Consider the following 12412-nt stretch of genomic DNA (forward strand, 5'->3'; position numbering starts at 1 on the left):
CTTTAATTAGGGTAAACGGTTGCTACCGGATCCGGTAATTCTGTCCGGGTTCCAGCCGAAACTGGTAGGCGTGCCGAACCAGTTCTACTTCCACCTTATCCCCACTGGCGGCATTGGTCACCTGTAGGGCCTCCCAGTCCTTCACATCGATGCTGATCTCGCTTTGGGTCGTGCCGTCGGTATGCCAGAAGGTTGTTTCGGACTTGGGGTTGATCGGATACAACCGGCCGAAAAGCACGCCATTCTCCCGCTCCACCACGAAACCCGTACCGCCCACGAAGAGCGGCACCTTGCTCAGCGGGATCGGGAAATTTTTCAACATCTTCCCACCTTCGTAGAACTGCCCGTTGTCGTAATCCATCCATTGCCCGGCCGGCAGGTAGATGTTTCTGCTTTCCGCCCGGTCGTAATCATTACCGAACAGGGGCGCAGCCAGCAGCGATTCACCGATCAGCCATTCGTAGCGGTGATTGGTCGTATCGATACCTTCGTAAACCTGGGCATCATCCGGATAGACGAGCGGCAGGGGCGTCATCGGATACGGGAAGCCGGTCTCGGTGGCCCGCACGGCATTACTGTAGATGTGCGGTACGAGGCGATCGTGCAGATGAGCGGCCTGGAGACAGAGCCGGTTGACCTCCTCATCAAAATTCCAGGGGCCGAAACCGAAGGCCATGGAGGGATTGAGCGCCGCAAACTGGGCGTAGCGGATAAGGTAGATCCGCAGTTTTTCCCGGGACTCTTCCCCGAAACGGCCGGTGGCCAGACCGGTACCGCCCACGATGTCCGGATAGACGTTCGGAAATCCGGAATAGGCGTAAGCCAGACCGTTGATGGGACCGCGATCCTGATCCTGATTATAATTGAAATCATCGTAGCGATGGATATCAGCCGGAGAACCCAGGTAATTGTTGCGCCCCATAATGTAGACGCCCTGGTCCATCAATTTCCGGTTGACGGGATCGATCAGGTCATCGGGCAGCATTTTGGGCCAGTGGAAAAGATCTTCTTTGAAACCATCCACCCCGTAATCCAGCCATTTTTTGCACAGGTTGACGTACCAGTCGACCGCTTCCGATTTGCGGGAATTCAGCAGATAGACCGGAACGCGGGGAAATCCGACTTTCTGCAATTCGGCCGTGCCGTTCTCATCGGTCAGGAAATATCCTTTTTCCAGCCCTTCGTCGGTAAATGGTCCACCGGGGATAAAGCCGATCCGCAGGCCGATGGTGAAGATCAGATCCTTCTGGTGAAAATAGTCAATGAATCCCTTGGGGTCCGGATAGATCTCCGGGTCCCACATCCCAAAGCTGGTGGTCGCCTGTAGTTTTTTGGCCGCTTCCGATTTGGTCTCCGAGGTGTAGGGGGTTCCGTGTTCGTCAAACTCTCCTACTCCACGGGGCCAGAAGCCCGACCCGACCACCATCCAGCGCAGCGGATAGCCGTAATCCAGATACTGGTCGATATTCTCTTTAACGGATTTGCTATTAGTGTTCCAGGCCAGCGCCCCGAAAGCTTCCCAGCCTACGCCGAACCAGGCGGATTTCGGTTTGTACACCGGATAACCTTCCCGGTTGCGGGCGTCCAGAAAAGCGGCGTAGATCTCTTTGGCATCTCCTACGAAATAATAGAAAGCCGGCAGCTTACTAACCCCGCGGGATCCCTGGGCATTTTCCGTATCCGTGATCCGGATTACCTTGTGTTCCGGCTCCATATTAACCTCGGCGAAGCCCGCCTGCGGGAAGATGGTAAAATTACTGATCATCCGGTCCGAGCCGTTGTTACGCACCAATGGATCCCGTACGAAATTGTTCAGCACCAGATCGCCGCGGCCGTCTCCGTAGGCGGCATTGTCGGCCATGCCGAAAGCCGGGGCCAGACCGCCCGTGCGCAGGATGATGCTGTGCTCTCCGGAGGCTTCGGCCGGAGTGACCTCCAGCTTGATCGCATGCGGCATCATCGCTATTGCAACGGTAGCTTTTTGTCCGCCGGTGGTGGTTACCTCCAGGGTCAGTTGATCGGCTGTGGACGACAGTAGCTGGGTAGTGGCTACCGCTTCGGCCTCCTGCTCCCCCTGTCCGATTTGAAGTCCGGAGGAAGTATGGGCCGGAGCAATTGTTGTCCCATCCGGCCGCGAGAACTGGTACCGAAACCCGGCTTTCTCCAGTTCAAAGGTGTAGGTCGGTGTGTTCACCACTACCTTGTCATCACTGTCGACCAGGGAGATCTCTTCGGCCGAACGGCACTGTTGGAACAATAGGCCGGCTAACAGGGCAACGCACCAGTAGGTCATTGGCCCGCTGAAAATTCTTTTAAGATCGCAAAGCATGTTTGGTTGGTTTATTTCGATTGTCTGATGGTTCTACAAATGGCTAGCGGAGTTCCGGGCCTCAAAAGCACATTACTTCAAACAGGGCAGCCGGGGTAGTCGGCAGCGGCCGTTGCAGGATGAGCTGCAGGTGATCCGTTTCGATCGGTTCGTCCAGACGGATTCGGTTGATCGCCTGGTGATTGTCGTCTACCGCCACCAGCGTATAGGTGCTGCAGTTCTTCAGCTCGTACCCACGTACGCAAAAGGGCACCACCGATTCCGGATGACCGTGTAGGGTCGACTCCAGCGGATGATCGTAATCGGGGTCGAAAAAGAGGACGATCTCCCGGATAGTCTTTTTCTCCGGCCAGTAAATATCAATGGCGCATTGCTCCCGGTCCGGATCCGCTACATAGGCGTTGGATGTATTTTCCGGGCGAACGCGACCGTTGTTCAGATTTTCCGGTCCGAAACAGGCGATGGCCGGTTGGATCTGCATCGCAATATTGTGGCCTTCCGGGCGGCGACTGGGGGTCCAGAATTCAAAAGCGTCGATTCCGATATGGGCCGGTGGATCCTGCCGTCCGTAATTGGAAACGGCTTTGTTGTGTTTATTAAATACCGAAAGGATACCACTGATGCGCGTTTCGGAACCTCTGATTTCCAGGTCCGGATTGGCCTCAAAACAAAGGAAGGCATACTGGCGATGGTCCAGGGTTTTGCTGACCATGATGGTCACTTCCTGTTCGCCGGGCTTCAGTTCGAAGATCTGGGTTTCCAGCGTTACATCCGGCGTATGATTCTGGATTTTGGAACTGGTGCGCCATTCCACTTTCAGTTCGGTAGCCCGCTTCGCCCGCACCGATACCCGGAATTTGTAAGCGGTATCCGCCTCCAGCGGCAACATCTGCCCGGTGGAGAATTGGAGCGGCATCCAGGGGCCGTCGAATGGCAGCTCGGCTAAAGTCAGCGCGCTATCCGCCGTGATCCGGGCGTCGCGCATCAGGTTGTCGGGATCTTCGCTGGGCAGTTGGGGAATACTCTGGCCCCGCCGGTTCAGCGCCCGTTGCAGCAGCACGATGCGCTCCGGATCGGACAGATCGCGGGGCAGCCAGTTGTTTTCTACCGCCAGCACCGCCGCCATGGCTACCGCCTGCGCGCCGTGGGCACAGGTACCCATTACACGCGAAGACCCAAAGGCCACGTGGGAAGCGCTGATAATCCGGCCGGCCAGGAAAAGATTATCGATATCCTTGCTGTAATAGCAGCGATAAGGGATCTGGTAAACCCCTTTGGCGTGCCACTGGTTGCAACCGGGCTGATCACTGTAAATACCGTCGGCCGGATGCAGGTCCAGCGACCAGCCGCCAAAAGACACTGCATCGTAATGTTCCCGCTGTTCGACCACGTCCTTTTGGTGCAGCATATAATCGCCTTCGAAGCGACGACTTTCCCGTTTACCGGGAATGGTCCCGACCCATTCCAGGGTCAGATTTTCCGTTCCGGGAAACTGGCCGCTGTTCTTAACGTGATCCCAGATCCCGTAGATCACCCGCCAGAGTTCCCATTTGATCTCTTCGGACTGGTGGACCGTATCCAGCCGGCCGCCGTATTCTACCCACCACAGCCGGCAACCGTCGTCCTGTACCTGAAAGTTGCGGATCCGCGGCAGCTCTCCGGCGTTTTTCAGCGCATAAGAGGGCGCAACGAATCGCACCGGTTGGCCGACATCCTTGGTATAAAAATAAATGGAGTGACCAAGCAACTCGCCGTAGTCCTCCACATCGGGTGCAAAACCTTCATCGAATTCATCCGCTTTTTCCGCTCCCATACGAAAGGAGGCTCCGGAAAGAAAGGCAATGATGCCGTCGCCGGATGCATCGCAGAACAGCGGGGCCTGCATGCGGTAACGGGTAGAATTCTGACTACAAAAACCGATCACGCTGTCAATCCGGTGGTCATCGGATTTCTCTACCTCGTATACCATGGTATTGAGCAGGAGCGTAATATTGGGTTCATCACTGACCTTTTCCAGCAGGATGGTATCCAGGATCAGTGGGTTGCCTTCTTTATTGCGATAGAGGTTTTCCACCAGTATTTCGTCGATCACCCCACCTTCCCGCGCCCAGCGGTTATTGTTCCCCATGTGGGATGTCGCTCCCAGTATCCAGAGCCGGACCTCGCTGGAGGCATTCCCCCCCAGTACCGGCCGATCCTGCACCAACACCACCTTAATACCCGCGCGGGCCGCCGTCAGGGCGCCGCACACTCCGGACATACCGCCGCCCACGATCACCAGATCGGCCTCCAGTTTTTCTTCTTTTGGTGCTCTGCTACCTTTGAATTCACTTTTTATCATGATGGATTATTTTTTAGTAAAAGATTAGTCCTCCGCAACGACCCTTACTTCCGTTGCAGCGTATTAGGGTGCATCCATACGGATAGCGCCAACAGACAGGCGCCCATAAGCATAACCAGCCAGCGGGCATCGGTCGCGATGGCGCCCAGGCCCATAATGAGCAGTCCGATAAGTCCCAGCATAACCGCCAGCACTTTCAGACCGTATTTATTTTGTTGACCGGATGCCGCTTCCTCGGCGGCCGTAGTGACCGTTTTTTTGCGATTGGCGAAAGCCAGATAATCCGCACTGATCTGTCCCCGGCTGTAGGCCCAGAGTTCATATCCGGCCAGCAGAATAAAAGGGATGAGCGCGCCGGCCAGCATCTCCTGGGCGCGGTCCAGGCTGAGGCCGATGGTATATGGCGTTATAAATTTAAAGAAAACGTTGATACCCAGTGCGATCAACGTACAGGCCAGGATAGACCGGCCGGTATGGCGTTTGGAAAACATCGCCCAGATCGGCGGCCCGTACAGCGAACAACCCGTAACGGCGCCCACACTCAGTACCACTTCCACAATACCGCCGGCCGCCGGTACCAGTAAGGCCACGCCGATGGTGCCGAGCCCGAACAGGATGGTACTCCAGCGGGCCACCTTCATGGTCTGCGCGTTGGAGGCATTGGGCCGGAAGATCTTGTAGAGGTCATTGGTCAGCACCGCTGCCGACAGGTTGAGGGTCGTATTGACGGAACTTGCCGTAGCAAAGATCATCCCCCCCAGCATCAGTCCCAGCATACCTACGGGCAGTACGGCTTTGCAGATCAGTAAATAAGCTCCTTCATTTTCCAGGCCGCTGAGTTCGGGATTGATCACCCGGTAAAGCATCGGCGGCAGCATCCAGATGAGCGGACTGATCAGGTACAGTCCACCGAAAAGATAGCCGACTTTGCGGGCCGAGCGTTCGTTCTTTACGCTGGTGTAACGCTGTACATAAGCCCAGTTACCACCGATAAAAATGGTATTGTAGATCATGAAGGCCAGAATAAAACCGAAGGTATATTCGCCGTTGGTCAGGGAGAAGAAGGTTTCCGGTGCCTGTTCGAGAAAGCGCGGCAGGCCGTCCGCCATTTTTATCGCCAGCGGCACCACGATCAATACGGCCGCCGTCAGGATCACAAACTGCAGTACATCGGTAATGATCACGGCCCACAGACCGCCGACCGCCGTGTAAATGAGGATCAGTACCCCCAGCAGCACGATACAGGCATTGATGGAAAATCCGGTAGAGACGTTCACGATCTTCGCTACCGGGTACAAAAAAGCCCCGGTATAGGCCAGCGATAGCAACAGGATCAGGTAGGTATAAAATTGCTGGATCCGGTCTCCCAGACGCAGGCGAATGAATTCCGCCACCGTCAGCACCCCGGTCTTTCGCCAACGGGGAGCGATGATGCCGCCCACCAAAAAGCCGGCAGCCGCCATGGTGAGTTGGATCACGATCGCCACCAGGCCGTACTCGTAGGCGATAGAGCCCCAAACCACAAAAGTACCGGCAGAGAAAAAACTCATAAACAGGGAAAGTCCGCTGATACTCCAGGGAACCGCGCCTCCGGCCGCAAAGTAGGATTTCATATCCGAACCGCTGTGGCGAAAGGATAATCCGGCCATGACAATCAGCACGGAAAACAGGATGATGACGATATAGTCGAGATTATGCATGTTCAGGTTTGTTAGCCGTTTTGTCGTTGCTAGCGTCCGCTCAGCCACTGGCCGATGAGGTAGCCGTACGCGTATTCCTGCGATCCGGCGGACGCTTCCAGGTTTTTCCGAATTTCGGCACTCATTGATCCATTTGCCGCCAGTACCTCCAGATAGGTTTTGAGTTGGTTTTTCGTCATTATTTCCAATTGTGTGGAAAGTAATGTTAAAGCGCTGGAATGTGCCTGTGGCAAATGATTGATCAATAAGGTTTTGGTATTGATGTCTACCGCCGCGAAATGCTGATAGAATTGCCGGCTCAAATCTTCCGGGCGCAGCAGATCCGCCGGCATTTTCTTTAGAATATAGGTTCTGATCAGCGGTTTAGTGGTCCCGAAAATGGTGGCGATCCGGTCGCCGTATTGACTAAAAGAACCGGCCTCCATCGCCTTGAGCGCATAGTAATTGTAGGGGCCGTAATCTGAAAAGAGAAAGCGCTCTTCCAGTGCCTCCGTATAGATGGAATCCAGGTAGTCCTCAATGTCCCGGGCCGCTTCACCGTGAATGAGGTGCCAGAGCGTATAACAGGAATACAGTGCGCCCTCCACGATGGATTCCTTGATCTCCTTTTTGGTGGCCCCGCTGACGGCGTCCAGTTCTTCGCCCTGAAATTCGATCTTTTTCAGCGCGGTGGCCTGTTCGTCAAACAGATCAGACAGCTCCTTTCGGCGGAGCACGGAATTGTTATCCGCCAGCAACTGATCGAGCTTTTTATGATCCTGGGGCAGAAATTCATCGTGATCGAACTTGGTCAGCGGTTTGTCTTCATATACGCCGTAACCGGCATAACCGCCCGTCAGATCCCAGTAGAGCTCGATAAACACGGGTTTGCAAACCCCGTCGATGCAGACCGGGGTAAGTACATCTGCGTAAAAGAGCTGGGGCTGTCCCGCGCTGTCCGACAGCAGGTACAGGTCGTGTTCCAACAGCGTGTCCTTATTGGAAAAACGGCCGATCAGCTGCTCCGTTTCCGCCGCTTCCCAGGCCTGATCCAGGGTACAGAAAAGCGGCGGATTGCGATCCTCGACCGATACGATGCCAAGCAGCAAAAAGAAGAGCAAAGTAGCGAGCCCTAGGGATTTTTCCATTGCTGGTTTTCGATTAATTTCATGTATTCTTCCAGATGATCCGTGTAGATATCGCGTGGATTAACGCCGTACTTTTTACAGAGAGCAGCCGCAAAACCGACCGCCGCGCCCATCTGTCCGGTAGTGCGCATCACACGCGGACCGCCCAACCCGACGTGGGAGCAGCTAAAGCAACGGCCCGCCATGAACAGGTTGTTGATATTCCGGGAATAGAGGCTGCGGTAAGGAATGTAGTATTCGTCCGTTTTGTAAAAAAGCGCCTTGGACAGGAAATCCGGTTTGTCGGCATCCTGCAGGTTTTGCTGGAAATGCACGTCGATCTCGCGGGTTTCTACCACTACCGAATCGGGGAATTCGGCATCTTCGACCACATCCCGAAAAGTAAAGATATGGTCTCCCATCAGGCGACGGGATTCGCGTTTACCCAGCAGGTAAGATACCCAGGTCAGCTCGTAATTTTCATTACCGGCTACCTGTTTGGCGTTGGAAAAAGAACCGTAGATCGCTTTCAGCATGTGATCGCGGATCTCTTCCCCGTCCTCGATCTGGTGCAGGTCGTTGCGGGAGAATTCCCAGTACCATTCGCCGGCCGTCGCCTCGTGCTCCTGCGCAACGGGCAGGGCCCAGGGTACCTCCGGAAAGGATTTGGGCAGATCGGCGATCCGGGTCTGCCACAGGATGGAGGATCCCATCACGAAATTGTCGGCTTCTTCCGGGCTCCAGAGCTCGCCCCATTCGTCCCAGGCTTCTCCGTATTTGTGTACACTCTCCCGGCCGTAGGTATATTCGGCACCGGCCCAGTAGCCGATCCAGCCGTCGCCCGTAGAATCGGTGAACAGCGGCGCTTTGAAGCGGATGCGTTCGCCGGTTGCCGTCTGACGGGCATCCACGTACTGGATGACACCGTCTTTGGATTTAGCGTCGTAAGCCCGCCAGTTCAGGAAAAGGTGGATATTTTCGTAGGCCTTGACGTTGGCATCCCGTTTTTCCTGGTCCAGTTTGGCCTCGGGCGAACCGTTGGGATAGTGTTCCGTATCGATCTTTTTCAGAATGCGTTCAAACTTGCCGTAGATCCCCAGGGTATGTACCCGGATCTCACTACTGGCATTACCGCCGAGTACCGGCCGGTCGTGGATGAGCGCCACCTGCAGGCCTTCTTCCGCCGCCGCAATGGCCGCCGCACAACCGGCAATACCGCCACCGGTGATCACCAGATCAAAAGTGCGGGTCGTTTCCGGTCCCAGGGGCTCCTGCAATTTTTCCTTGCGCCAGGAGGCCAGCTCTTCGCCGAAGGCCGGCGGTTCCTGCTCCGACTGCGTCAGGTACACGGCATCGCAGCGGCCGTTGAATCCCGTAAGGTCGACCAGGGCGATCTCCGTGGGCTTTTTGGATTTGAGTTTTACCTCACCGGCGTATTCCCAGCCCCAGCCGGGAGTCAGGCCCAGTTTATTTTCCAGTTTTTCGCCGTTTACGGCCACCTGGAACTGACCGGGAGGATCCCACTTGCCGGGGGCCCAGTTCCTGGTCCGCACCCAGATCTTATATTTTCCTTTTTTGGCAATTTTGATCTTGGTGGACGCATCCGCTACGGGTTTCCCCATGCCGTGCGCCATCAGATAAGGAGACCCCATTTGTTCAACAAACTGAGGATCGACCATCCAGCCTCCCTTATCGGAGAAACTTTCCGCTTCGATCAGGATATCGGTCTGAGCGTGCAGACCGGAGAGCAACAGTACAGTGCAAATAATGGAAAAGAGGATCTTCTGCATATGGCTATAATTTTTTAAGGCGTTTTAGCATTTTTTTCAGTTGGCGATCCCCGGCGGCGATCGCGTCTAATGATCCCAAAATCCCGGGCGCGGGCCTGATCCCGTGATCCAGAAGTTGGGTAAAGAGCGCAGCAAAAACTTCCGTTTCCTCCGGCTCCGATCTATCGATGAGCAGTTTGATGATCTGTTGGTTCCGGGGCGGGTTGCCCGCCGTGAGCTGTTCGATCAGGAACAGCCGGGTTGAAGCATCCAGTCGGGGTACAGCGGCGAGCCGGTCGATCCACACTTCCTGCGCGGAAAGATCCAGTCGGCTGAAATGCTGTTGAAAAAAAGTCTGTACCTCTGGCCGGCCGAATAATTCCGGCGGAAGCTGTTCTCCGATCCGGGCCGCAAAGAAGGCTTGGTAGCGATCGGCCAGATCCAGCACCGGCTCCAGAAATTCCGCGAAGTATTCGGGAGCCATATTTTCCAGTAAAAAATAATGCTCCCGGGCATTTCCTTCCCGGAGCAGCTTCCGGATCAGGGGCGCTTCCAGTTGTTTACGGCTATGCTCCTGGATCCGGAAAGTAATGCCGCCGTTGGCAATGTGCCAGAGTGTGTAGCAGGTGTAGATCGCCCCCGCAACCATATCCTGCCGGACGGCCTGCACGGTAGCGCCGGTCACACCGTCTATTGTTTCGTCTCCCTGTTCCGGCTCAACGATCAGTTCGCTGCGGCGCAGATGGATGAATGCCGGGCTTTCGGTCCGTAAGATCCGGTCGAGCCGTTCGTAATCGGCCGCCGTAAAAGGGACATGATCCAGCTTGGTCAGGGGCTTGGCGGGGTCCGTTTCGAAGTGCGTGAACTTCCCGAGCAGGTCCCAGAAAAAATCCAGCTCGGCATCGTAGCAGAGCCGGTCTTCGCAGACGGGGGTGCGTACGTGGGTACGGTAGCCGTTCAGCAGTCCGGCCGCATCGAAAGTTTCGTAAATGTCCAGCGTGATGGAGTCATTGGTGAGATACTGAAAGGCCGGCTCCGCCGGGCGGGGGCGGGATTTGCTTTGCCAGATCGTTCCAGTTATTCCTACCATTAGTATCAGACTCCATTTTATGTAGTACATCGTCCTTGTCTTTGGGCGATCGATAAAGTTTATTTCCGGGAAATTACCGGTGATTAGCCATTCCTCATTTTTCCCCTTCCGCGGGGAGCTCGTAGTTTTCCCAATCCGGCTGGCCGATCCCCTGCTCCATCAGTTGCTGTAGATCCGCGAAGTGATCTGCAAATACTCCTCGCGGTAAGGTTTGTCGTTTTTTGCAGACGGAGGCCGCCATCCCGATCACTTCCCCCATCATACCGGTGGTACGCTGTACGCGGATGGTGCCCAGTGCCACATGGGTGACGCTGATATTGCGTCCGGCCATGAACAGATTATCCACATTCCGGGAATAGAGGCAACGATAGGGCACCTGATAGGGGGTTATCGGCTGGATGTCCGCCCGGGAAAGGAAGGGTTCTCCGCTGAATCCGTTCTTGGTGATCGGGAAATGGAGGTCTACACCCCAGGTCGTGGTAAAAGTACCGTCCGGGAAAGGGCGGTTTTCCAGAATGTCCTGCTCCTTGAGGATCACGTCTCCCAGCAGCCGCCGGGATTCGCGTTTGCCACCGATGTAGGCGACCCAACTCAAGCGGCGATTGGCAAAATCCGCTTTGGCCTCACTGCGGTTTTTGATAAAATCCCAGTTGCCGTAAGCTACCCGTAATCCGTAGTCCCGGATCATTTCGATCTCCGTGACCTGGTCCCGATTGGCTCCGGTTTCCCAGTCCCAGTCTCCTTTATTCGTTTTCAAAGAAGTTTCCTCGGTAAAATCTACCGCCCAGGGCCGGGTATCCGGGAAACTTACCGTTTGGTTCTCTTCGATCGAGTTCCACTGCACGGACGTACCCATGACAAGTTGATCCGCCCGGGCCGGTGCCCGGGGTTCGCCGGTCTCGGCTTTGGATTCGCGACCGACACGAAAATCAGCGTCGACCAGGGCGCCGAGATTACCGTCGCCGGTGCAATCGGCAAAAAGCCGGCCTTCAAAGCGAAATTCTTCGCCCGTGACAATGCTCCGACCGATGACGGCAGTGATCCGGTCTCCCGTTTTTTCGGCGTTCAGTACGTGGGTATTCAGGAACAGGCTCAGGTTTTCTTCGGCCTGTACGATGCGTAGTTTCTTATCGTCGCGGTAGTTACTGGCCGGACCGGCATTGTGTTCTTTCTTTTCCGGATTGTTCCGGATGATATCCAGGATCTTCTGACTGCGTACACTATTGGAATCCTGTTGGGCTTCCCAGAGGGTCCAGTGCCCCACTCCACCGATCTCATCCACCAGGGATCCGAGATTGACGTAGGGTTTCTGATAGATCAGGCCGGAAAGGCCGACCCGTACTTCCGAACTGTTATTGCCACCGAGTACCGGCCGGTTCTGGATCAGCGCCACCCGGCAGCCCAGTCGGGCCGCACTCACCGCCGTACAGATGCCGGCGATACCACCGCCGACCACGACCAGATCGTAGGAACCCGCTGATCGGGCCAGCCCGGAGAAACCCAGTTGCTCCTGCCGGTAAGCCGTGAGCGTTTCCAGTTCGTTCGGGGGACGAAAACGGGGATCGGTTGTGAGTATGATCGCATCGCAGCGCCCCGCAAATCCGGTCAGATCGTGTAAACTCAGCGCTACCCTACCTTCCGGTAGTCGGATCTGACCACCGTCCTGCCAGTGCCAGGCGGCGCCTTCGGTACCGAAAGTGGTTTCGAGCGGCTGCCCGTCCAGCAGGACCTGGAATTTACCGGGCGCGCCCGGCACCTGCCAGGGTGCCACCCAATCGCGGGTGCGAACCCAGACCCGATACTTTCCCCGGCGGGGGATCTCTACGGTCGTTTTCGCATCCGCAACGGGTTGGCCCAGGCCGTGGGCCAGCATATACGCCGACCCCATGACATCCATCGACTGCTGATCGATCACCCAGCCACCGCGTTCCGTAAAACTTTCAGCCTCCAGGAAAATGGTCGTATGCTTCCGACCGAACAAGTTCAGACTGAGCACAACAAGAAGAGGTAACAGAAGATTTCGTTTGCTAATGGTCATGTTTTACGCTTATCGGTTGCGGGATGTCGGAGTCATAGT

7 protein-coding genes are annotated in these 12412 nt (G+C 55.8%); all 7 read right to left on the minus strand.

The genetic code is table 11. From position 1 onward, the window contains the following. Positions 1-22: 22 nt before the first annotated feature. Positions 23-2329, minus strand: coding sequence for a TIM-barrel domain-containing protein (locus CRP01_RS02315; RefSeq protein ID WP_099148378.1), 2307 nt, complete (start codon positions 2327-2329; stop codon positions 23-25). Positions 2330-2390: 61 nt separating this feature from the next. Continuing rightward, a complete protein-coding gene (locus CRP01_RS02320; protein WP_099148379.1) occupies positions 2391-4670 on the minus strand; it encodes an FAD-dependent oxidoreductase in 2280 nt (759 codons plus the stop codon). 44 nt (positions 4671-4714) lie between these two features. After that, the gene (locus CRP01_RS02325; protein ID WP_099148380.1) at positions 4715-6370 is read right to left on the minus strand and encodes a sodium:solute symporter family protein; all 1656 of its coding nucleotides are present in this window, start codon (positions 6368-6370) and stop codon (positions 4715-4717) included. A 29-nt stretch (positions 6371-6399) separates the two neighbouring features. Further along, a complete protein-coding gene (locus tag CRP01_RS02330; RefSeq protein ID WP_099148381.1) occupies positions 6400-7497 on the minus strand; it encodes a hypothetical protein in 1098 nt (365 codons plus the stop codon). Then, positions 7482-9266: an FAD-dependent oxidoreductase gene (locus CRP01_RS02335; RefSeq protein WP_099148382.1), complete on the minus strand. Its 1785-nt coding sequence runs from the start codon at positions 9264-9266 to the stop codon at positions 7482-7484. Before CRP01_RS02335 ends, CRP01_RS02330 begins: the two co-directional genes overlap by 16 nt. Before the next feature lie 4 nt (positions 9267-9270). Then, on the minus strand, positions 9271-10335 hold the full coding sequence (locus tag CRP01_RS02340; RefSeq protein ID WP_099148383.1) for a hypothetical protein: 1065 nt from the start codon (positions 10333-10335) through the stop codon (positions 9271-9273). 94 nt (positions 10336-10429) lie between these two features. Further along, entirely contained in the window at positions 10430-12373 is a 1944-nt protein-coding gene (locus CRP01_RS02345; RefSeq protein WP_099148384.1) for an FAD-dependent oxidoreductase, read from the minus strand. Between the last annotated feature and the right edge of the window lie 39 nt (positions 12374-12412).

The organism is Flavilitoribacter nigricans DSM 23189 = NBRC 102662 (assembly GCF_002646595.1).
GTDB lineage: Bacteria > Bacteroidota > Bacteroidia > Chitinophagales > Saprospiraceae > Flavilitoribacter > Flavilitoribacter nigricans.

Bases quoted from the DNA above. Each gene is read 5' to 3' on its own strand.
- CRP01_RS02345 (WP_099148384.1), bottom strand. From the start codon at position 12,373: ATGACCATTAGCAAACGAAATCTTCTGTTACCTCTTCTTGTTGTGCTC.
- CRP01_RS02335 (WP_099148382.1), bottom strand. From the start codon at position 9,266: ATGCAGAAGATCCTCTTTTCCATTATTTGCACTGTACTGTTGCTCTCC.
- CRP01_RS02315 (WP_099148378.1), bottom strand. From the start codon at position 2,329: ATGCTTTGCGATCTTAAAAGAATTTTCAGCGGGCCAATGACCTACTGG.
- CRP01_RS02325 (WP_099148380.1), bottom strand. From the start codon at position 6,370: ATGCATAATCTCGACTATATCGTCATCATCCTGTTTTCCGTGCTGATT.
- CRP01_RS02320 (WP_099148379.1), bottom strand. From the start codon at position 4,670: ATGATAAAAAGTGAATTCAAAGGTAGCAGAGCACCAAAAGAAGAAAAA.
- CRP01_RS02340 (WP_099148383.1), bottom strand. From the start codon at position 10,335: ATGGTAGGAATAACTGGAACGATCTGGCAAAGCAAATCCCGCCCCCGC.
- CRP01_RS02330 (WP_099148381.1), bottom strand. From the start codon at position 7,497: ATGGAAAAATCCCTAGGGCTCGCTACTTTGCTCTTCTTTTTGCTGCTT.